This is a genomic window from Sorangium sp. So ce375, from assembly GCF_051473855.1.
Lineage (GTDB): Bacteria > Myxococcota_A > Polyangia > Polyangiales > Polyangiaceae > Sorangium.
In genome coordinates this window covers 347,152-368,949 of sequence record NZ_CP150335.1, presented here as the reverse complement: position 1 = coordinate 368,949, position 21,798 = coordinate 347,152, and the positions used below count along the sequence as shown (strand labels likewise).

15 protein-coding genes and 1 CRISPR repeat array are annotated in these 21,798 nt (G+C 68.0%); of the genes, 8 read left to right on the top strand and 7 right to left on the bottom strand.

The genetic code is table 11. The annotated features are described in order from the left end of the window. The first annotated feature begins 2 nt into the window (after positions 1-2). From WME90_RS01380 to WME90_RS01370, 3 genes are all read left to right on the top strand, one after another. On the top strand, positions 3-6,515 hold the full coding sequence (locus tag WME90_RS01380; RefSeq protein WP_437279236.1) for a DNRLRE domain-containing protein: 6,513 nt from the start codon (positions 3-5) through the stop codon (positions 6,513-6,515). A gap of 632 nt (positions 6,516-7,147) precedes the next feature. Next, positions 7,148-8,245, top strand: a complete 1,098-nt coding sequence (locus tag WME90_RS01375; RefSeq protein ID WP_437279235.1) for an IS630 family transposase — start codon at positions 7,148-7,150, stop codon at positions 8,243-8,245. A 16-nt stretch (positions 8,246-8,261) separates the two neighbouring features. Further along, a complete protein-coding gene (locus WME90_RS01370; RefSeq protein ID WP_437279234.1) occupies positions 8,262-8,558 on the top strand; it encodes a hypothetical protein in 297 nt (98 codons plus the stop codon). Between the two features lie 172 nt (positions 8,559-8,730). On the opposite strand, the gene WME90_RS01365 is transcribed toward WME90_RS01370, so the two are convergent. Further along, a complete protein-coding gene (locus WME90_RS01365; RefSeq protein ID WP_437279233.1) occupies positions 8,731-9,531 on the bottom strand; it encodes a hypothetical protein in 801 nt (266 codons plus the stop codon). Positions 9,532-9,613: 82 nt separating this feature from the next. Then, positions 9,614-10,603, bottom strand: a complete 990-nt coding sequence (locus tag WME90_RS01360) for an SGNH/GDSL hydrolase family protein (RefSeq protein ID WP_437279232.1) — start codon at positions 10,601-10,603, stop codon at positions 9,614-9,616. Between the two features lie 175 nt (positions 10,604-10,778). Between WME90_RS01360 and WME90_RS01355 the strand changes: the two genes are divergently transcribed. Both WME90_RS01355 and WME90_RS01350 read left to right on the top strand, forming a co-directional pair. Continuing rightward, positions 10,779-11,042 carry a hypothetical protein gene (locus tag WME90_RS01355; protein WP_437279231.1) on the top strand — a complete coding sequence of 88 codons (264 nt, stop codon included), beginning with the start codon at positions 10,779-10,781 and terminating at the stop codon, positions 11,040-11,042. Between the two features lie 224 nt (positions 11,043-11,266). After that, the gene (locus WME90_RS01350) at positions 11,267-11,719 is read left to right on the top strand and encodes a DUF6968 family protein (protein WP_437279230.1); all 453 of its coding nucleotides are present in this window, start codon (positions 11,267-11,269) and stop codon (positions 11,717-11,719) included. A 117-nt stretch (positions 11,720-11,836) separates the two neighbouring features. Here WME90_RS01350 and WME90_RS01345 read toward each other — a convergent pair whose 3' ends face one another. Genes WME90_RS01345 through WME90_RS01335 form a run of 3 tightly spaced genes read right to left on the bottom strand, consistent with a single transcriptional unit; the run spans position 11,837 to position 13,527 of the window. Further along, positions 11,837-11,968, bottom strand: a complete 132-nt coding sequence (locus WME90_RS01345) for a hypothetical protein (protein ID WP_437279229.1) — start codon at positions 11,966-11,968, stop codon at positions 11,837-11,839. Continuing rightward, on the bottom strand, positions 11,969-12,958 hold the full coding sequence (locus WME90_RS01340; RefSeq protein ID WP_437279228.1) for a hypothetical protein: 990 nt from the start codon (positions 12,956-12,958) through the stop codon (positions 11,969-11,971). Positions 12,959-12,966: 8 nt separating this feature from the next. Further along, positions 12,967-13,527, bottom strand: a complete 561-nt coding sequence (locus WME90_RS01335; RefSeq protein ID WP_437279227.1) for a hypothetical protein — start codon at positions 13,525-13,527, stop codon at positions 12,967-12,969. Between the two features lie 279 nt (positions 13,528-13,806). Beyond that, a CRISPR array of direct repeats spans positions 13,807-15,941; the repeat unit is 36 nt; unit sequence ACTTCAATGGGGCCGCCGCCTTTCAGCGGCGGAGAG. 1,554 nt (positions 15,942-17,495) lie between these two features. Here WME90_RS01335 and WME90_RS01330 point away from each other — a divergent pair. Further along, positions 17,496-18,422, top strand: a complete 927-nt coding sequence (locus WME90_RS01330; RefSeq protein ID WP_437279226.1) for a hypothetical protein — start codon at positions 17,496-17,498, stop codon at positions 18,420-18,422. A gap of 46 nt (positions 18,423-18,468) precedes the next feature. On the opposite strand, the gene cas2 is transcribed toward WME90_RS01330, so the two are convergent. Then, complete coding sequence (gene cas2 / locus WME90_RS01325) at positions 18,469-18,759, bottom strand: CRISPR-associated endonuclease Cas2 (protein WP_437279225.1); 291 nt, start codon at positions 18,757-18,759, stop codon at positions 18,469-18,471. 90 nt (positions 18,760-18,849) lie between these two features. Then, positions 18,850-19,569, bottom strand: coding sequence for a CRISPR-associated endonuclease Cas1 (gene cas1 / locus WME90_RS01320; protein ID WP_437283547.1), 720 nt, complete (start codon positions 19,567-19,569; stop codon positions 18,850-18,852). A gap of 169 nt (positions 19,570-19,738) precedes the next feature. Between cas1 and WME90_RS01315 the strand changes: the two genes are divergently transcribed. Together WME90_RS01315 and csb2 are read left to right on the top strand one after the other, a co-directional pair. Beyond that, the gene (locus WME90_RS01315; RefSeq protein ID WP_437279224.1) at positions 19,739-20,065 is read left to right on the top strand and encodes a hypothetical protein; all 327 of its coding nucleotides are present in this window, start codon (positions 19,739-19,741) and stop codon (positions 20,063-20,065) included. After that, on the top strand, positions 20,065-21,738 hold the full coding sequence (csb2, locus tag WME90_RS01310; protein ID WP_437279223.1) for a type I-G CRISPR-associated protein Csb2: 1,674 nt from the start codon (positions 20,065-20,067) through the stop codon (positions 21,736-21,738). The genes WME90_RS01315 and csb2 overlap by 1 nt, the downstream gene beginning before the upstream one ends. Positions 21,739-21,798: the final 60 nt, after the last annotated feature.

Below are 21,798 nucleotides of genomic sequence, written 5' to 3'. Positions count from 1 at the left end.
TCTTGACGAGCGTCGCCTGCACCTCGAACGCGCCGCAGGAGGAATCGCTGGGGAACGCGAAGCTGGCCTCAACCGAGGGCACGACCTGCGTCACCCTCCAGCGCGGAACGCTCGGCACGGTGGAGGACGTGACGATCTGGGAGGCCTACCCGACTTGGAGCGACTCGACCGTGCTCTTTCGCACGGGTTCCCTGGCCGAGTATGGCGTACGGCACGCCGTCCTTCGCTTCGATCTCACGCCGGTGCCCACCGAGGCGACGGTCGTCTCCGCGACGCTGCGGCTCATGCAGATCTACCGGGACGACACCACCTCTAGCACCATCAACATCCACCGGATCACCTCGCCATGGACCGAGACGACGGCGACCTGGCAGAGCCTGGGAAATGGAACCGCCTTCGACACGGCAATCGCTGGATCGTTCCAGTCGTTGCCCGGCGCCGGGTTCCGCTCGGCCGACTTGACCTCGCTCACCGCGGCGTGGCTCACGGGCACCGTCCCGAATCACGGCATGCTGCTGGAGGAGGCGCCGGTCCTCACGACCTCGTTCCGCAGCAGCGAGGAGCCGCAGGTCGCCGAGCGGCCGAGCCTCGAGGTCTGTTACACGACCTCGCCGACCTGCACTGGCACGCTCGATGACGGCGACGCGTGCACGATCGATTCGTGCGATCCCGCGCTGGGCATCCAGCACACGCCCGTCTCGACCGATGACGGCGACCCAAGCACGATCGACACGTGTGATCCGGCGACCGGCGCCGTCGCGCACGTCGCCTGCGCGGCGCTCGATCCGACCGTCCCCACGCAGCTCATCGACGCGGTCAGCTGCATCTACCAGGGGCCCAACGCGCCGCAGATCGGCGTCACAGCGACGATCGACGCCGCCTCGGTCGCGGTCATCACGGGCAAGGTCGCCACCAGGGCAGGGGGGCCGATCTCGGGGGTCAAGGTGAGCGCGCTGCACCACGGCGCGGCGGACGCCGAGAGTTATGGGCAGGTGCTCACCCGCGCCGACGGCGCGTTCGAGCTGGTCGTGCGCGGAGGCAAGCCGCTCACGATGCAATACGAGAAGCCGGGCTACCTCCCGGTGCAGCGGAACGTGAATACCCGCTGGCGGCACTGGTCCGGGGCGCCTGATGTGGTCATGATCGAGCGAGATCCGGCCGTAACCCCCGTCGCCCTGGGCAGCGCGACGGGGGCCCAGGTGGCCCGCGGGAGCGTTCAATCGGACGACAGCGGCACGCGGCAGGCGACCCTACTCTTCGCCCCGAGCACGACTGGGACGATGACGGTACCGGACCCGGGCGGGTCTCCTGGCACGACTATGACGGTGCCCCTGCCGAATGAGGTGCACGTACGAGCGACCGAGTACACCGTCGGTCCGAGCGGCCCCGAGAGCATGCCAGGGACGCTCCCGCCAGCCAGCGGCTACACCTACGCGGTCGAGCTCGGGCTCGATGAGGCCATCGCCGCCGGAGCCACCGACGTCCAGTTCAGCCAACCCGTCTCCTTTTACGTTGACAACTTCCTGAGCTTCCCAGTCGGCACGGCGGTGCCCATCGGTTACTACGATGCACGGAAGGGCGCGTGGATTCCGTCCGACAACGGCCGCGTCGTGGAGATCGTCGCGGTGAGCGGGGGCGTCGCGTCTGTCGATGTCGACGGCGATGGCGTCGCCGACAGCGGCAGCGCCCTCGCCGACCTCGAGATCACCGCGGACGAGCTCGCGCAGCTCGGCTCGCTGTATACGCCCGGAACGAGCCTCTGGCGCTCGCGCGTCAACCACTTCACGCCGTTCGACTGCAACTGGCCCTATGGGCCGAGACCCGGCGCAGCGCCGCCCCCGCCGCCCCCGCCGCCCCCGCCGCCCCCGCCGGACAAGCGCTGCCCGGAACCCGGATCGATTATCGAGTGCGAGGGCCAGATCCTCGGGGAGAAGCTGCCGATCGCGGGCACGCCGTTCGACCTGCACTACCAGAGCGATCGAACCGTGGGGCGCAGGGAGCCGTACCGGATCACGATCCCCATCACCCCGGCGAGCGTGTCTCCCGACCTCAACAGTGCCGAGGTCGAGGTGAATATTGCCGGGCGCACAATGAGCCACGAGGTTACCTGCCCGTGCGAGCCGAACCAACAGTACGTGGTCGAGTGGGACGGCAAGGATCGCTTCGGGCGGGAGATCCATGGACCTCAGCGGGCGACGATCAGGCTGGGGTATACCTATCATGCCTACTACATGGAAGCTGCCGAGCTGTCGCAATCGTTCGCCGCGCTCTCGGAGGCCGGCGTGCGGATCTCGAACTCTCCCGCACGGGAGGAGATCACGTTATGGCGTGAATGGGAGCAGTTCGTCGGCACATGGCATAACCAGGCGGATGCGCTCGGCGGCTGGAGCCTGAGCCCGCATCACTCGTACGATAGCAACGCCCTCCGGCTGTACAAAGGGGACGGCTCGCGCCGGACCAGCGAGCAGGTGCTGGGCATCATTGAGCGGGTCGCGGGCGATGTCCCCTACAGCGCAGCCACCGCCGCCGACAACGTCGACGTGGGAGCCGCGTCGGTCGGCACACCCCACGCGGTCGCAGCGGGGCCCGATGGAACCATCTATTTCACGGATCATTACACCCACCGCCTCCGCAAGATCACGCCGGATGGACACGTCCTGACCGTCGCTGGTAACGGATCCTATGGGTACAATGGCGACAACGGCCCGGCGACCAGCGCGAGCATAGCGCGCCCGCGCGCCATCGCGGTGGGTAAAGACGGCACCATCTTCCTCGCCGACAGCGAGAACAATCGGGTTCGAAAAATCTCACCCTCGGGCGTCATCACCACGATCGCTGGCACGGGCTCGTTTGGCACTGCAGTTCCTGACGGTGCTCTTGCCACCTCTGGGTTTATCCAGTCTCCGCAAGCGCTGGCGGTGGCGGATGACGGCACGTTGTACATCGCCACCGTTGGTCGCCTGCGGAAGGTGGCGCCGAACGGGATCATCACAACCGTGGCAGGCTCGGGGTCGTGCCCTAGCTCGTCGGTCAACCACCCCCAGTCCGGTACGCCTGCGCTGCAAGCCAACCTCTGCTCCATCTCCGGCATCGCGCTAGCGCCAGATGGTCGCGTCTACTTGTCCGACAACTGGCGTAACCGCATCTATTCCGTCGACACGGCTGGTCTTTTGCACCAGCTGGCGGTCATCCTCGATCCGGGAGCTATCGCGATCGACGCTGGCGGCCTCTACATCGAGAGTGGATTGCAAAGGTCATCCAAATATAGCGTCATCTACCGGAGCTCCTTCGATGGGGAAGTGAAGCTGTTCGCGGGTACGGGTCAAGAGCGCGGGGGGACTCCGCTCTGCGGCGGTAGCCACTGCGGCCTGAACGGCCCCCCGACGAAGGCCGGGCTCCTCATGGTGGGCGGGGTCGCCGTTGGGCCAGACGGAAGCGTCCTCGTCACCAGCAAAGCCCTGTTGGATCAGGCGATGATCGCGCGCATCCGATCCGCCATGCCGGACCTCGTCGGCGACGATGAATTCGCCATCGCCAGCGAGGGCGGCTCCGAGGTCTACATGTTCGACAACGGGCGGCATGTCAGCACGCTGGATGCGCTCTTCGGCATCCCGCGATACCAGTTCGGCTATGACGCAGCGGGAAGGCTGGCGACGATCACCGACGTCAACAACCAGGTGACCACCATCCAGCGGAACAGCAGCGGAGCTCCGATGGCGATCGTGGCGCCCGGTGGACAGGTGACGCAGCTCGCGGTCAATGGGGAAGGCTATCTCTGGACAGTCATGAACCCGGCGGGCGAGACCACGACGCTCACCTATTATCCGGAGACCGGTCTGCTGCACTCCTTGCTCGACGCGAAGAGCCATCTCTACGAGTTCGAGTACGACGCGCTGGGGCGGCTCACCAGGGATACCGACCCGGCCGGCGGATTCAAGCAGCTCGACCGGGTGAGCACCTCGTCTGGGTACCGCGTGACGCTCACCACGGCGATGGGGAGGATACAATCGCACGAGATCTCCGCCGATAGCCAGCAGCGCACCCAAACCGGCGCGAGCGGTCGCTCGACGAACGAGCAGACGAACGCCAGCGGCACCACGACAGCGACCTTGCTTGACGGCACCTCGATCACGACCGAGGTCGTCGGCGATCCGCGCTTCGGTATGCAGGCGCCTCTCGTCAGTCGGGAGACAACCGTGACGCCGCAGGGGCGTACCCGGGTCGTGGACCGCTCGCGGTCCGTGACGGGTACGAATGCCGTCGACGCGCTCAGTCTGACCTCGCTCACCGAGACGTCGAGCCTCAACGGAAAGACGACAACCCGGGTCTTCGACAAGGCGTCCACGACGTGGACGATCACCACGGCGGAAGGCCGGTCGATGACGGTCGTCCTCGACGCGAAAGGGCGGCTGTCCCAGCTCCAGGTGCCCGGGCTCTTGCCGATCGAGCAGGCGTACACAGCGACCGGGCAGCTGTGGACGAGGACGCAGGGGGACCGCATCACCACCTACACGTACTCGCCGGGCGGTTACCTCGAGACCATCACCAATCCCTTGAACGAGACGACGACGTACACCACCGACCCGGCTGGCCGGATCCTCAGCGAGACCCGGCCTGACGCCGCGATCGCGTCGTTCAGCTACGACGACAACGGCAACCGCACGTCGGTGACCCCGCCCGGGCGCCCGGTGCACGCGTTCACGTACACTCCCATCAACCTGCTGCACACGGAGACGCCGCCCGACGTCGGGTCGGGATCGACCACCACGACGTTCGACTACGACCTCGATCGAGCGCTCACGGCGAGGATCCGGCCGGATCTCTCCACCGTGAGCTACGACCGCGATCCGACGACGGGTCGCCTCACCAGCGTCACGCTCCCGGCGGGGCAGGGAGCGCTCGTCTATCAGTACTCCCCGACGACAGGCAATATCTCGAGCATCGGCGGCCCCGACGGCGTCACTCTCGCTTACGAGCACGATGGCAGGCTCCTCACCCGCCGCACGTGGTCGGGTGCTGTCACGGGCAACGTGAGCTCGACGTACAACAACGATTTCCGCGTCGACACGGAGAGGGTGAACGGCGTCGGCCTCGTGAGCTTCGGGTACGACGACGACGGGCTGCTCACGCAGGCAGGTGCGCTCACCATCGCGCGCGACCCGCAGAACGGGCTCCAGACGGGGAGCACGCTGGGAAGCGTCATCGACACGGTGAGCTACACCGATCACGGCGAGGTGGAGCAGTACTCGCTCGCGGCCGGCGGCTCGCCGCTCTTCAGCGCGAGCTACACCCCCGACGCGGTCGGGCGCATTCACTCCGTCACCGAGACCATCCAGGGCGAGACCCACACGTTCATGTACGGCTACGACGCCGCCGGGCGGCTCACGGATGTGTTCAAGGACGCGATGCTCATCAGCCATTACGACTATGGGGCCAATGGCAACCGGATCGGCCACACATCGATCTCCGGGAGCGTGTCGCCGACCTACGACGACCAGGATCGGCTCACGACGTACGGCACCACGACGTACACCTACGCCGCTGGCGGCGAGCTGGAGAGCAAGACGGAGAACGGGAGCGACGTCACGACGTACGAGTACGACGCGCTCGGCAACCTCCGCTCGGTGGCGTTGCCGAGCGGGACGGCCATCGACTACGTCGTCGATGGCGTCGGACACCGGGTCCAGAAGCGCGTCAACGGCGTGGCCAGCCAGGGGTTCCTCTACATCGACCAACGGCGTATCGCCGCCGAGCTGAGCGGCGCGGGCAGCGTCGTCTCCCGCTTCATCTACGCCAGCCGCGACAACGTTCCAGACGTGATGATCAGGGGCGGCGTCACCTACCGGATCGTCACCGACTACCGTGGCAGCCCGAGGCTCGTGGTCAACAGCGCGACGGGCGCGGTCGCCCAGCGGATCGACTATGACGAGTTCGGCAATGTGCTGCTCGACACCAACCCGGGCTTCCAGCCGTTCGGGTTCGCTGGCGGAGTGTACGACCCTGACACCAAGCTCGTGCGGTTCGGTGAACGCGACTACGACGCGAAGACAGGACGGTGGGCGGCGCGGGATCCTATGGGCTTCGACGGGGGCGATACCAACCTGTATGGGTATGTCCTTTCGGACCCGGTGAACTTCATCGATCCGAATGGAAACTACGCTATCGCCGGCGCGGCCATCAACCCGGGGACTCTGATCGCCGGAGGGGCCATCTTGATCGGGATCCTCCTGCTCTCCGAGTGGCTCGACGATGAAGAGGACATCCCTCAGGATATCCCCGGACTCCGGGTATGCGCCGAGAGGCTCGCCGAATGCTTGCAGTGCTGCGAGACGAAGTATCCGAAGCCGCGGGAAGACCCGCCACCGAAGTCAGGGATCATCTGCATCAAGGATGAAGAGAACGCCGGCGACTGCGAGACTGGGTGCCACGATGCCTCTGAGAGGTGCGTGAAGATCGTCGAGGTGACTCAGGATCCGCGGCCGACGGTGCTCGGCGTCGAGTGCTGGCAGCCCTAGCACTACACCCGGGCGCGGGCACGCGACCGGTTGCGGCGGCGCCGATAGCAGCAGGCGCGAGCCTGGGCGCGCTTTCGGCGTCGCCACATCGACCATGCCCAGCGGAACTCGGGTGAATGAGCGGGCAGCGGAAGCACCAACTCCATCAGGCGACGGACTTCGGGAATGCTCCAAGGCGCCAGCGTCGGCGGACCGTCGCATTCTTCGGGCGCGGTGGGCTTGCTTTCGCCGGCGTCGCAAGCGCCGTCTTCTGCATGGCCTCCGCATTCTTTCCCGGCGGAGGGCCCGCCGCTGCGGGCACGAGCTCGGGGTTCATCGCCGGGGCGTACGGGAAGGCGTCCTCCGCGGGAAGCCTCGCGCGCACGAAAGCCAACCACCCCAGGGCCATCATCCCGAGCGTGATGTCCCGATGCCAGCTCGGCGACGTGCAGACCTCGTAGTGGCCTAGTACAGCGTTCCCCAAGTTCGTCCCTGGATCCGAGGTGAGCCAGCCGAGCCCATCGGGGTCGTGCGCAGCCAGAGCGTGGCGAGCACGCGCAGCGCATTAAGGTCTGCGAGGCGAGGTTGCCGGGTCACCTGCGATCGCGTGCGTTTTTGAAGCCCTCGGCGCGGGGCAGGTCCCACGCGCGTAGGTGCCCCGAGCTCGCGCAAAACCCGTCCTGCTGCCCGCGCCGCTGCGCCAGAAGCTGCAGCAGACGGCGCGTTCGCCCAAGACCTCGCAGCGCGATGCGCAGCGTGCCCGGATCGCGCTCTTGGCCGACGAGGGATGGAGCAACGAGCAGATCCAGCGTGCCGTGGGCTGCGACATCAAGACGGTGCGCAAGTGGCGCAACCGGGTCGCAGCGATCGCGGACGAGGCGGTGCTGCAGGACAAGCCGCGCACGGGCCGACCGCCGCGCGTGGCGACCGCGGTGCACTACGAGCTCATCAAGCTGGCCTGCTGCCGCCCCGATGAGCACAAGGTCCCGTTCGAGCAGGTCTGGACCCTGGACCAGCTGGCCAAGGCCCTGAAGCTCGAGACCAAGGTGGAGCAGAGCCGCACCGAGGTCTGGCGCGTGCTGCAGGGAGCCAGCCTCCGACCGCATCGGGTCCGGCTGTGGCTGCACAGCCCGGACCCGGACTTCCGGTCCAAGGTCGAGGTGATCTGCAAGCTGTACCTGGAGCCTCCCGCAGGCGCGACCGTGCTGTGCGTCGATGAGAAGACCGGCATGCAGGCGCTGGAGCATCGGTTCCCCATGCAGCCGTGCCGCAGCCGAAACGCCGCGCGCCGGGAGTTCGAGTATCAACGCCACGGCACGCTCACGCTGATCGGCGCCTTCAATGTCAAGACGGGCGAGGTGTTGTCGCGCTGTGGACCGACACGCACCGCCGCCGATCTGCTCGCGTTCATGGACGAGGTGGCGGAGCGCTACCCTACGGGCGAGGTCTACATCATCTGGGACAACCTCAACATCCACCACGGCGCCAGGTGGAACGAGTTCAATGCGCGGCACGGCGGGCGCTTCCACTTCGTCTACACGCCCATCCATGCGTCGTGGGTCAATCAGATCGAGCTGTGGTTCAGCATCCTGAGCCGTCGGGTGCTCAAGCACGCCTCCTTCGCCTCCGCCGAGGAGCTGAGCCGGTGCGTGCTCGGCTTCGTGCGCCACTGGAACGAGCACCAAGCCCGGCCCTTCCGCTGGAAGTTCCGCGGCCAGTGGAGGGCGACCTTGCCATCGTACGCAGCCTGAGCTTCCGTGCGGGCCGATGTCCAAGCCGCACGCCGCCCCGGAGCACGCCGCCGCGGTCCGCGCCTACCTCGAAGCGCACGGACTGCCCCACCTGAGGGCCCGGAAGTACGGGCAGCTGGTGATCATCGAGTCGGGTCCTGAAACCGACCCGATCGCGCACGCCAGGCTGCGACGTGACACCGTCCACCTCTGGACGCTCGAGATCGCGACTCACACCGGCAAGTGGGAGAAGACCGGCCTCCGTGGCCTGTGGCAGGACTTGCTCAAGTTGATGATGACCGACTTCCCCTGGACGCTCGCGCCTATCGAGTAGCTGGCCCGGCGCTGGCGTTGCGCCGCCGGCATTGCGTCGACGTCCAGCGACGAACTCGCGTTGTTCGCAAGCCCGGCCGGCTCAGCTCGTAGCGGGGCTGGCACATCGCCGATCCAGGGACGAAGTTAGGGAACGCTCTACTAGGGCGCCAAGAAGAGAACCCATCTCGGGATCAGCGCTTCTTGCCGGGCTCGCGCGCCGGATCGAGCTCCTGGAAGGGCATCGCGGGCCGGGGGACGAACCGGCTCATCTCGGCGGTCCCATGGAGGTTCCGCAGCGCGCCGGGCGCCGGCTCCGCGGGCGGAGCGGGCCACGGCGCGCTCGCGGCCTCGTCGCGCAGATACGACGGCCGCTCCGCCGCGCGCTCGCCCTCGAACGCGGGGGTGTTGCGCAGCGACCACGCGCCCTTGCTCACCCAGAAATTCTGGTCGTTGTCATCGTACATCCGCATGAGCTTGCTGACGAACAGCACGTGTCGGTCGCTGAGCTCGGGCCCAGGGCGGCGCTCCGCGATCACGAGTCGCATGAGGCCGATGGGGCGTGCGCGGCGGAGGTGCGCCGCCATGACGTCGAGCGCCACGGGGGCCTCGGGCAGCACGCCCATCCCGCAGAAGACGTTGCCAGGAGGAGCTGTGGTGAGGGAGATGCCATCGTAGATCCCCTCCTTGCCGAGCGGGTCCATCACGGTGTCACCTGTATGTTTGTCGAGCGGGTAGCCGTTGCTCGTGTCGAACGTCTGGATCCGCTTCTCGTCCTTGCTCACGCGGAGCACGAAGAAGATGTGCGAGCCCTTGCGCTGCCCTGTGGCGGGCAGGGTGACGCCCACATGCATGTTCTCTGCTTCTGCCTCGGAGGTCGGCGCGGAGGGTGAATAGAGCAGCGTATCGATCTTCGACTGCTGGTCGGCGCTGCTCGTGACCATCCGTTTTGGCGCGTCGTGCTTCGAGTGCTTCTCAGGTAGATCGTTGAGCACGTGGTCCACATGCTTCTGGTCGAGCCTGCACACGCCGCGCCGGGCGTCGGGCTCCGCGCGCCTCCCTTGAGCGACCGCGCCGTCAGAGCAGAGGCTGCAACGCCGCGTACCACTGCTCGCCCAGCAGCACGTAGCCCTGGAGGTTGGGGTGCCACTGATCTTCGAGTAACGTGGTCTTGTTCGGATTGAAGGGCGTGTACATGTCGACGGAGATGATGTGTCGGCCTGCGTCCGCGCGGGCCTTCACCACCGCCGGAATGGCGTCGTCGTAGGTCTTGATGCGCGCGCTGAGCGCGGTGTCGTCGCCCTTGCTCGCATCGCCGCGCGACGGGACGGGCGCCGCCACCACGATGAGAACACTGGGGAGCTGCTCGTAGATGCTGTCAATCAACGCGCCCAGACGTTTGGGGGCGTTGGGCATGTCGTAATTGTCGATTGCGTCGTTGGTTCCAATCATCAAGAGCACGATGTCGGGCTTGTATTGCGGCATGACGGTCGACACCAGCGTCGAGATGCCGCTCCTTCCGCCTGCGGGGGCGATCGTCCAGCCGCTGTGGCCCTCGTGGTTGTGCGGGAACGCCACGCCGCCAACGGTGTTCGGTCCGTTCGATCCCGAACCGACGAACGTGATGTTCTTGCCCGCCGCGTGCGCGAGCCGGAACAGCTCGACGCGATAGCCGCCCGGCGTGTCCCCGTTGTATCCGTCGGTGATAGAGTCGCCGAACGGCATGATCTTGCACGCCGTACCGTCGGTCGGGCAGGGCCGATAGGTCGAGCCCGCGCCGCCACCGGCGCCGCCCTGCGCGCCCGAATCGCCGCCGCTGCCGCCGGCCGCCGCGCCGCCGCCCTCGCCGCCACCGCCCGTTCCCGCGAGCGATCCACCGGTGCCGGCCGCAGAGGTCGTTCCGCCGGTGCCCGCGGCAGCGCCGTCCGTGCCGCCGCCGCCGCTCGTTCCGCCTGCGCCGCCGCCGGCGCCTGCTTCGCCCGCTTCGCCCGCTCCGCCGGCGCCCGCTCCGCCGGCGCCCGCGCCGCCGCCGCCGCAGCCGAGAGCGATGACGACGAGCCCGGCCACGACCGGCCAAGATGTGATCCGCTTCATGCCGGGGATGGTAACGCCGAAGGCTACGGCGTTGTCAACTGAGCCTGGATTTCGCGCGTCCTGAGCCATTCAAAAAAGTGGCAAACTGACGCCGCAAAACGGAATGCATTGAAGAAAAGGCTCGGCGTGCGCAGCCGTTGCGTTTGTCATGACCCAACGCAAGCGCACGCCGAGCACCTCGAAGGTGCGACGGCGCATCCGCCGAAACAAGCCCAAACCGACCCCGCCTCGACGCGCCGGCGTCCGCCGTCCCGATCCGCGTGCGGTGCACCTCCGCGCGACGGAGACGACGCTCACCGGCGTGGCGTGGCTGGTCGGCTTCGGTGTCTTCCTCCGTGAGCTCGATGTCGACGCCGAGCTCCAGCGCACGTTCGGTCGACTCAAGCCGGACCGCCGTGTTGTCTTCCCCTGACCGCCCAGATGCGGCTGCTCATCGACGCCGCCGTGGCCGGGGAGGCGCGGGTCTTCGGCCTGGAGGCGCCGGCGAACGACCCGCTCTTCGTGCAAGCGGTTTCGCAGATCCCAGTGGATGCTTAATCCCCGGAACAAGCTCAGATTTTGGGAGGTAGCCAACAGCGGCCGCGTCCCCGAGTGGACGAATTTCTGCAACACAACCATGTTTCCGGACTAACCAACATGGCCAAGAAGATAAGCTATCCTATCGCTGTTCGTCGTTACGCCGTGGATGATGAGCCCGATCGCGAGATCGTCCTCGTCATCGGCAAGCCGATCCCTCCAAAGCCCCCGGGCGACGAATGGTCTTGCCCGCTCTTGATCTCAGGGCTTTCTGACAAGGAGTTCTTTCATTACGTTCCAGGAATCGATGCGATTCAAGCGCTTCAGCTGGCGATGAAGCGAGCTCGACATGAGCTGGACGCGTCCAAGTTGCCGATCAAGTGGCTCGGAGAGATAGGGGACATCGGGCTGCCACGCAGCATCGACCCGGCTTACGGGATGCTTCGATTCCAGCGTCTCATGGAGGGCATCTACGACATGGCCGTGGATATGGTCGGCCAGATTGCGCTCGATCTCGACGCTTCGCGCAAGGCAAAGGAGGCCCCAAAGACGACCCGCAAGAAGAGAACTTGAATCGAAGCGGTGCCAAGGTCGGGAGGAGACAGCCACGAAGAGCCCGCCCGCCCAACCCACCGGGCTACCACCGCATGCGCAGCGCTCGCCGCGCCAAGGGACCCTCCAGGCATAGCGTCAGGCGAGCTCGAGAGGGGCGCAGAGGAGCCCCACCAGGTTGAACAGGTCGAAGGTTGCGGCCCAGCGCTCGAACCCCTCGGGGAGCGGCGGGCTCCGCCGCAACGTGCACACGTCGCACGGCGACGCCATCTAGGCATGCGGCAGGAGCAGCGCTTCGACCCCGTCCGCCAGCGCTTCGTGCCGCTCGTTGCGGAGGGCCGCGACGAGGGCGGCGGCGAGCGGCGCCGCATCGACCATCGGCCTGGCGAGCTCGTGCAGCCAGAGCGCCATGATCTCGCACGGGTCGCGGTCGATCGCGGCACCGCGCAGCAGCTGCGCGACCGTATCCGCGAGCTCACCGTGCCCTTGAGCCCTGAGCCGTGCGAGCAGCTCGGCAGCGATCTGGCCTGGATCGACCATCGGCCCGGCGATCTCGCGCGCCCAGAACATCATGATCGAGGCCGCCAGGGTGTCGCGTCCCTCGGCGCGAAGCCTCGTGACGGCCGCGTGGGCCAGGACATCTGCGGTGTCGGCGCGGGCCACGCTGTCGATGAGCGCCCGCTGGGCGCCATGCACGGGGCGGGGCTCGCGCGGGACGGCGGCGACGCCATGCTGGGCTTGCGGTGCTTGCTCGACGCGCTCTCGGCGTTCGAACGCCCTGCTCGCCGCGCTCACGGCGCGCGCGAGCTCCTCGCGCCCATCGGCTTCGAGGCGCCGGACCAAGAGGCTCCTCAAGTAGGTCCATGCGTTTGCGTCGACGTCATCCGCCGGGCGGAGGAGGCCCTGAGCGCGACCCCGCGCGGCCACCTCGCGGCCCATGCCGATGAGCGCGTGGGCCTCGTTCAGCCAGAGCACCGGGTCGACGTCGGAACGACCGCTCAGCGAGGTGACGACCGCGTCGGCGAGCTCGCCGCGCCCCTCGATGCGCAGCCGCCCTATCAAGGCGATTGCGAAGAACACCGCGCGCGCCGACGGTCCGCGGGCCTCCGCTTCAGCGCTTCTGGAGATCAGACGCCCCAGGGTGTGAAATCCGTCGAGATCGAGCCGCGCCACGAGCGCGGAGAGCAAGACGTGGGGGTCGTGAGCGCGCGCAAGCTCACCGCCGCGCAGGATCACGGCGGCGTGTTCGGTGGAGTCCATGCGCCTCGTCATCGGGTCCCCCGTCCAGGCGCGGGAAGTCGAGAGGTCGGTGCGCCGCCGAGGGAGCTCAGGCCTGGGCACTGTGCAGCGCAGGATGCCTCCAGGCACGCAGCCGCGGGCGCCGCTAGGTCCTCGACGGGTCCGCGGGGATCGAGCGAGGAACAGCTGGGCGCATCGTTGCCTGCTGACAGGCAGTCCATCCAGCGAGCGCACGCTGGATCGTCCATGCACGCGCTGAACTCTTCGCAGCACGAGGCCTTCGCGCAGACCGCACATTCGTCGTCCTCGGGAGCTGCATCGCAGACCGGACGCACGACCAGGTCGGGTTCCATTGCCTGCGGATAGCGGCTGTAGGTATCCGCGCAATGCACCAGACGATAGCTCCGCACGCCCGGGGTAACCATGACCAGCGTGTCCGTCTTGTCAGCGGCCATGCCGTAGCTGGTCGCGCAGGCCCATTCAGTCTGCCGCTGCTCGACGAAGCAATCGCAAGCCTCAGCGGTGACCGCGTACTCGCACAGCCAGACCGTCTCGCCAGGGTTATAACACTCATCCGGAACGATCTTCATGCACCCAGCGACGAACACGACAATCGGCAGACAACAGAAAACCACCGAACCGCATCGCACAACTAGCCACCGCACCATGACAAACCTCACTCGATTCGATAAAACGTCACCTTCAGAGAGAGAGAGAGAGAGAGAGAGAGAGAGAGAGAGAGAGAGAGAGAGAGAGAGAGAGACCGCGCGCTCTACTGCTGAGGCCCTGGTCAGCGCTTCAATCGGGCCGCCGCCTTCCGCGGCGGAGAGCGCGAAGGCTGCGGAGGAGCGCCCAATGCACGCGTACAAGCGTCAATGGGGCCGCCGCCTTTCAGCGGCGGAGAGTGGTGGCCGCACGTCGCGTGACGGGTCGGCAATCGCACTTCAATGGGGCCGCCGCCTTTCAGCGGCGGAGAGCCAGTACGACCGCGCCGGGCTCTTCATGCTCGCCGGCGCACTTCAATGGGGCCGCCGCCTTTCAGCGGCGGAGAGCGTACGCCGCCAGCCCGCACGCCAAGCAGAGCGCGACACTTCAATGGGGCCGCCGCCTTTCAGCGGCGGAGAGCCAGACCGCCGCAGGGATCCGCGCCTTGCCGGCGTACGTACTTCAATGGGGCCGCCGCCTTTCAGCGGCGGAGAGTCGCGATCACGGTCGGAGCAGGGTGCCCCGCCTCGCTCGACTTCAATGGGGCCGCCGCCTTTCAGCGGCGGAGAGTAGGCGAGACCGGCCGGCACCGCCACCGTCGCCACGTAGCACTTCAATGGGGCCGCCGCCTTTCAGCGGCGGAGAGGCGGATCGTGCTTTCCGCACCGTCTCCGTGCGAGACACTTCAATGGGGCCGCCGCCTTTCAGCGGCGGAGAGTCTGAAGGGTCCGGATGTAATTGTAGAGGATTCAGATGACTTCAATGGGGCCGCCGCCTTTCAGCGGCGGAGAGTCGACCTCTTCCCCGTCACACACCGCGCACGCCTCTACACTTCAATGGGGCCGCCGCATTTCAGCGGCGGAGAGTCGCCGTTGATGCCGTGGGCGATGCCGGAAGTGTTCTTACTTCAATGGGGCCGCCGCATTTCAGCGGCGGAGAGTGCTGAAGTAGTCACCAGGCAGGGACACGGCCCTGTCACTTCAATGGGGCCGCCGCATTTCAGCGGCGGAGAGAGGGAGAGCGAGCGGCGCGGTAGCGCGGAAGGGGCTCACTTCAATGGGGCCGCCGCCTTTCAGCGGCGGAGAGCTACATCCGGGCCACGCACGGGGTCTCGGTGGACTCACTTCAATGGGGCCGCCGCCTTTCAGCGGCGGAGAGCACTCCCGAAGCGCCCCCCGTACCGCCCAAGGTGCTCACTTCAATGGGGCCGCCGCCTTTCAGCGGCGGAGAGGGGAAGAACTGCATCACCGCGCGCTCCATCGTCTCACTTCAATGGGGCCGCCGCCTTTCAGCGGCGGAGAGGCGGGCGATGCCTCGCTGAAGGTGCGTGGCAAGGGCGGACTTCAATGGGGCCGCCGCCTTTCAGCGGCGGAGAGACCGACGCCGCCGAGGCCGCACAGCTCCGGCAGGCCGAACTTCAATGGGGCCGCCGCCTTTCAGCGGCGGAGAGATCGCGCTCCCGAGCTGCGAAAGCAGGCCGAGCAGGTTACTTCAATGGGGCCGCCGCCTTTCAGCGGCGGAGAGTGGCGGCGCCCGCGGTGAACGCGGAGGTGATGCGGTTACTTCAATGGGGCCGCCGCCTTTCAGCGGCGGAGAGGTATCGATATGAATGCACGGGAAACACGACCCAGCGATAACTTCAATGGGGCCGCCGCCTTTCAGCGGCGGAGAGACGGGTCTTGCGCCGCCCTGACACAGCGCGGACTGGTCACTTCAATGGGGCCGCCGCCTTTCAGCGGCGGAGAGTCGTCGATCGTTGCATTTCGTGGGATGATATTCCCACTACTTCAATGGGGCCGCCGCCTTTCAGCGGCGGAGAGACGGGCGACCGGCTCGCGGTCACCTGCGACTGGGAACTTCAATGGGGCCGCCGCCTTTCAGCGGCGGAGAGGGGAGGAGCGCCATGGAGAGGTCGTCGTCCTCGTCGATACTTCAATGGGGCCGCCGCCTTTCAGCGGCGGAGAGAGAGTGAGGTGTCGCGGGGTGTTCTGACCGCGCTCCTGCGCTGACTTCAATGGGGCCGCCGCCTTTCAGCGGCGGAGAGCCAGAGTCGCGCGATCGAGGAGGCGTTGCTCTCCCGACTTCAATGGGGCCGCCGCCTTTCAGCGGCGGAGAGTTCTCTTCGGCTAGACGAGCCCTACGGCGTCGGGAGGTCGTGTAGGAGCTCAGGGTGAACGCCTCGCGCTCCTGACTTCAATGGGGCCGCCGCCTTTCAGCGGCGGAGAGATAACGAATCAGGCGCAGCGGGGGACGCAGCGCCGCAACTTCAATGGGGCCGCCGCCTTTCAGCGGCGGAGAGAGGCCTCCCAGGCGTACCTGGCATTTCGCGTACTTGCAAGCCGGTTTGCGAGGGGTTCCCGTTCGCCCGCCCTTCCCCGGCTGCCGAGGGCCCTCCGGAGGCACCCCTCCCTCTCGAAAACCATCGTCATTTCAAACACCTACCGGCGTTGCGAGCGCCTCCCGGGATTTTCGCGTCACTCCACCGCTCGCAGCGGGCCCGTCGCCTCCCTTCTACCACACTCCCGCCTCGCCGTGCCCCAGCCCTTCCGCCGGCGCGCGTAGCGGTGTCTCTCCAGCCCGGCCTCGTCCGCTCAGCCACCGTCGCCCACCGTCGATCGGCGTCGCAACGCGCAGCTCCGATGGCTCGGGCCCTCGACGGTGCGCCGACCGCCCTCGCGCCCACGGCTGCCATCTGCCCCACCGTCCGCCGCCGTCGCTCGCCGTGATTCCCCCGCCGGATCCGTTGCTCACGAAACGGCGCACGCGCACGGGACCGGCGCTCCTTCCTTCTCCTTCCTCACTGCATCACGATACCGGGGGGAACCCTCCACCGCCCCGCCGACGCCCGCGCGGCGCGTGCGTCCTGCGGGCCGACGTGTTCTGGCGCCAGGACCGCGGGAACCGTGGCGCCGGCCGTCGGTCGCTGCGCCGGACAGGTCATCCTTCTCCCCGAGGTGGCCTGCGCGACCGAGCTCGCCCGCGTTCCCGGACGGTCCCAGTGGCCTGGGCGAGCGCGCTCGTACCCGCACCGCGGAGATGGGTGCCCCCCATCTTTTGTGAAGGCACGTCCACCGCGGAGACGTGTCCACTCGTCTTTTTCTGGAGGCACGTCCACCGCGGAGACGTGTCCACTCGTCTTTTTCTGGAGGCACGTCCACCGCGGAGACGTGTCCACTCGTCTTTTTCTGGAGGCACCTCCAGGCGGGAGAGGGTTGGACCCATCTCCCGCCTGGACGTGCCGGATCACCCGGACGGGTTCACAGCGTGCGGACCGCCCCGGCCGAGGGCGCCGGGACGGCTTCGGGCTTCGCATCAGGGCCGCTCGACCGGACCTCGCGCGGTCGTCGACCCCCTCGACGTGGGGCGCCAGCAGGATCCATCGACGCAACACCGCTCTGCCGCGGCACGAAGCGCCGCCGGCAGCAGCGGCCTGTCAGGCGAGGACCGCAGGCTCCTCCGCGAGCTCGGCTTCCGCCGCGCCAGCTCCTCCAAGGCCGCCGCCGGCGCGTTCCTCGCCCCCGTCGCGAAGGCAAAGCGCAAGAGCGCAAGGCGCGCTGAACGGCGCGGCGCGGACCCACCGCGTACACGGCCTCTCCCTTATCGCGCGCCCCTCCCCCGCTCCATCCATCGATTCGCGCGTGCCCGGACGCGGCACCTGATGCCCCGCGCCAGATGCGCAGCGCCGCGCCCGCAACGCGATTGCAGCACGACATCGATGCGGCACACGTAAACCCTTTGCTCCTGCCCCTCCCCATACGCGGCGCCCCTCTCCCTCGCTTCGCAAAATCAGCCTGCCCCACGCGAAAATTGGCTTGCTGGCACGTTCGATGAATCCCATTCTCGCCCCGCACCGATGCGCAGCAGATTCGACGCCTTCGGCAAGAACGTCCTGCGCGACACCCTCGATGTCGTCGGCCCCACCGAGACCCAGGTCGAGGTCATCGCGGCTTCCCAGACGATGGATATCTGGTACGTGCCCGATCCCGCCCGCGCCACGTTGCGCGCCGATCTCGGCCTGCTCGGCGAGCTCGCGGCAGAGCCCTGCCAGTTCGAGCTCTTCCACGACACCCCCGGCCCCGCCGAGCTGCGCGGCTGCGTTCGCAAGCAGCTCCACTGGCACCACGAGCTCGAGCGCCGCGACGGCGGCGCCGTCCCCTTCCCTCGGCTGTGCGTCCTCAGCAGCGGCCGGCCCGCCACCGTGCTCGACGCGTTCGGATTCGCCCCGGAGCCGGGGCGCCCCGGCCTCTACCGCGCCGCGCGCGGATGGCGGGTCGACGTCGTCGCGATCGCCGAGCTGCCGCGCACCCGCGGCACCCTGCTGCTGCGCCTGCTCGGCGCCCGCGCCGTGCTCCGCGACGCCATCCGGGAGGTCACCGCCCTGCCAAAGGACGCCTGGGAGAGGAGCATCGCCCTGCCCTGGCTGGTACGCTTGCGTTTCGAAACCCCGGCCGAGCCCGCGGCACGCACGGCAGAAGATGCGGAAGAGGAGGAGATCGTGACGGAAGTTCAGCAGTGGTTCGAGCAGCTCCAGCAATCGATCCGCGACGAGGCGCGAAGGGAGGCGCTCCAGGAGGGGCTCAAGGAGGGCCTCAAGGAGGGGCAGATCCAGGCGCTGGCTACGCAGTTCGAGAAGAAGCTCGGGCGGACGCTGTCCGAGGCCGAACGCCCCGTACTGGCCGAACGCTTCGACCGCCTCGGCCTCTCCCGCCTCGACGATGTCCGGCTGGAGCTCGCCGCAGATGCCCTCGCCGCATGGCTCGCGGACCCGGCGGCTCGTTGAAGACAGCTCGCCCGCGGCGCCCCTCCGCCCCCGCCAGCTCGGCGCCTCACACCACCACGGCCACCCGCTCCGACGGGACGTACGCCCTCCCGAGCGACGCGATGGCGCTCAGCCCGCGCCCGTTCGCCGGACCGATGTCGATGATCAGCACCTGGTCCCCCCTCGAATCGATGATCTGCCCGAGATCGCGCCGCAGCTCCACGAGCTCCCTGCGGCTCAGCTCGCACTGCCACACCGAGAGCTGCAGCCAGTCGCCGTACCCCCGCATCGCCTTGAAGATCTTGCGCAGCCGCTTCGGATCGCAGACGTCGTAACTCACGATGTAGCTCTGCCTCACGCCAGCCTCCTTCGCTCGCTCTCTCCCTCGCTCCCTCGGCCCGCGCTCTCCCGCGCCGTGCCTTCACTCCCCTCGTCCGGGGTGATGCCTTCACCTGGTCCGGAACGACGGGTACGCCCCCACCTCGCCGAGCAGCACCCGCGCGAGCAGCCGCGCCTGCACCTCCAGCACCCTGCGGTAGCTGATCCGGTATCCGAACACCGGGTGCGTCACGAGCTGGTCCATCCGCCGCTCGTACGACAAAAGGAACTTCTTGCGCCCCGCGGGCCGCAGCGCCACCGCGCCGCCGGAGCGCTGGAAATCGTCCGGCGCCACGACCCCGTTGTTGATCGCCGCCACGACCACCGAGTCCGCCACGATCGGCCGGAACTCCTCCATCAGATCCAGCGCCAGCGCCGGCCGCCCGAAGCGCGGCTGGTGATAGAAGCCGAGCAGCGGATCCAGCCCGACCGTGCCCAGCGTCGTCGCGAGGTCCTTCGCGAGCAGCGCGTAGCCCAGCGACAGCAGCGCGTTCACCGGATCCCGCGGCGGCCGCCGGTTCCTCCCCTCCAGATCGAACTCGCCCCTCGCCTCGCCCGCGCCCTTCAACATGCCGGCGAACGCCCCGAAATACACCCGGGCCGCCGTCCCCTCAATGCCGAGCAGCGACGGCAACGACGGCGCCTCCGCGGCCTTGCGCGCGAGCTGGTCGAGCTCCGACAGCACCGCCGCCTCGGGCGCTCCGTGGTTGCGCCGGAGCATCGTCCTCGCATTCGTGTTCTCTCCCTCGAGGACTTGATCGAGCTCAAACAGAGAGCCGCTCGTCCTCAAGACCTCCGGACACTGCCCATCTTGCGCGCAGCGCTCGAACGCTCGAGACAACGCGGATGAGCCATCGTCTGCATCGATCTCACACTTCCCCTGCCCTCCCTCTTCTGCGAAGCTGCTCCGGCCTACAGGAAGCGCCTCCCCGCGCGCCCGGCACCTGGAACGTCCCCACGTGATACCTCCGCCGCCCTCCGCTGCCTGGTTCGCGTTCTTCAGCCTCGATCTGCACCAGATCCGCGGCTACGGCCTCGGCGCCGCGGCCGAACGGATGCTCGTGCCGCTCGCCCTCTTCAAGATGGCGACGCTGCTGGAGGGCGACCTGCGCCTGCGCACCGCGTGCGACCTCGTGCCGGCGTCGCCGCTGCGCGTCGAGCGCCCGGCAAGGTCCACGATGCCTTCCGTGGTCGCGCTGCGAGCGGAGCTGCCTTCTGTGATCGCGGCGTGCAAGGACCTGTTCGCAGGCTCCGGCGCTCCGACCACTGTCACCTTCTCTTCCTGATGCTGCGGCTAGCGATTCGATTCCTGTCCGGCTCGTACCATGCCACCCCCTGGGGCCGGCACGTCAACGAGGGGGACATCGAGTGGCCACCGAGCCCATGGCGGCTCTGCCGTGCGTTCCTCGCGACCGGCTTCGCCCGGCTCGGCTGGACCGCGGTCCCGCCGGAGGGGCAAACGCTGATCAAACGGCTCGCAGCGTCGCCGCCCGTTTACCATCTGCCACCGGCGTCGACGGGACATACGCGCCATTACATGCCGCTCTACAAGAACGTGACCGCGAAGGTGCTCGACGCCTTCGCGTTCGTGGGGCGCGGCGAAGAAGCGGTCCTCGGGATCACCTGGGACGTGGACCCAACGGCTGCGGAGCGAGCGCTCTTCGAGGCGCTCGCGGACCGGTTGAGCTACCTGGGCCGCGCCGAATCCTGGGTGGCCGCGACGGTCACGGAGGTCTTGCCGGAGCACCTGTCCCCGTGCCGCGCCTCGGAGTGCGCGCCTGGCCCGGGGTATGAACGCATTGCGCTGCTCGCGCCGCTGAGCGCCGCGGAGTATGCGGCGTTCCGGAGAGAGCGCGTGGGCGGGAGAGGCGGAGCGGAGCAGGTGGAGCCGGCTCGCCGGGGTGCGAAGGCGCCAAAGAAGAGCGCTGCATCCAAGGAGGCCGCGAAGCTCGAGGCGCTCTATCCGGCGGACCTCCTCACTGCGCTCCTCAAGACTTCCGGCGACCTTCAGCGTGAGGGGTGGAGTCAGCCACCGGGCAGCCGCTGGCTGTCGTACTGGCGCGAAGGTGACGCGCTCGCGAGGACGTCGACAAGACCGGTGAGAGGTGCTCACCGGCGTGCCCAGCGGCAGGATACCGCGCTCCTCGCGCTTTCCTCCGATACCGCGCGGAGGGACGTCCTGCCGCGCCCCGCGGACGCCCTGCTCTGCATGGAGGTGCTCCATGCGGCGCTCGTTCGGAAATCCGACCGCGGCGACGGTTCTGGACCTTCGCCATGCCTGACCGGCAAAGACGCGCACAGGGCACCCTTGAAGGGTCACAGGCACGCTTGGCTCTTGCCAGCCTCCCTGGGCAGCGAGGGCCACTTCGACCACGTGCTCGTACACGCGGCGATGGAGCTCGATGAGAGAACGCGGGAGGCGCTCTCCGGCGTGCGAAAAATCTTCAGGAAGGACATCTGCACGCTCGTCACCCTCGTGGAGACTGGCCTGAGGGAGGACTTCGAACAGGCAGTGCCGTACGTGAGAGCGGCGAAGGTATGGACAAGCGTGCTGCCTTTCGTGCCGCCAAGACACCTCAAGCGACAGGGAGCGAACTCGCTCGAAGGTCAGGTCCAGGCCGAGCTTGCATCGCGCGGGCTGCCTCTGGCCGAGCGGATCGAGGTCGAGCTCGACGGCGGCGACTACAGCGAAGCGAGCGACTTCTGGGATGTGTGGCAGCGCCGTCAGCCTGGGGAGCTCCGCCTCGCCGGGCCTGAAGCAGGAGCGCCGCTCCCGGAAGCGCGGCTCGCGACGCGCTGGCGCCACTTCCGCAACGCGCGCGTGCTCAACCCCGATCAGCGCCCTCCCGTCGCCGCGAGCCTCGGCCTACGCCTCACCTTCGCCGAGCCCGTCCGCGGCCCCATCGCCCTCGGCTACGCCTCCCACTTCGGCCTCGGCGCGATGGCCCCATCGCCGTGATCCGCCGCCCCGGATCTCCTTCATCCCCTCCCCCCGCCGCCGTACCATCGTCGCAGGAGG

Bases quoted from the DNA above. Each gene is read 5' to 3' on its own strand.
- WME90_RS01350 (WP_437279230.1), top strand. From the start codon at position 11,267: ATGGCCAAGAAGATAAGCTATCCTATCGCTGTTCGTCGTTACGCCGTG.
- WME90_RS01340 (WP_437279228.1), bottom strand. From the start codon at position 12,958: ATGGACTCCACCGAACACGCCGCCGTGATCCTGCGCGGCGGTGAGCTT.
- WME90_RS01330 (WP_437279226.1), top strand. From the start codon at position 17,496: ATGCGCAGCAGATTCGACGCCTTCGGCAAGAACGTCCTGCGCGACACC.
- WME90_RS01345 (WP_437279229.1), bottom strand. From the start codon at position 11,968: ATGGCGTCGCCGTGCGACGTGTGCACGTTGCGGCGGAGCCCGCCGCTC.
- WME90_RS01335 (WP_437279227.1), bottom strand. From the start codon at position 13,527: ATGAAGATCGTTCCGGATGAGTGTTATAACCCTGGCGAGACGGTCTGG.
- WME90_RS01355 (WP_437279231.1), top strand. From the start codon at position 10,779: ATGACCCAACGCAAGCGCACGCCGAGCACCTCGAAGGTGCGACGGCGC.
- csb2 (WP_437279223.1), top strand. From the start codon at position 20,065: ATGCTGCGGCTAGCGATTCGATTCCTGTCCGGCTCGTACCATGCCACC.
- WME90_RS01370 (WP_437279234.1), top strand. From the start codon at position 8,262: ATGTCCAAGCCGCACGCCGCCCCGGAGCACGCCGCCGCGGTCCGCGCC.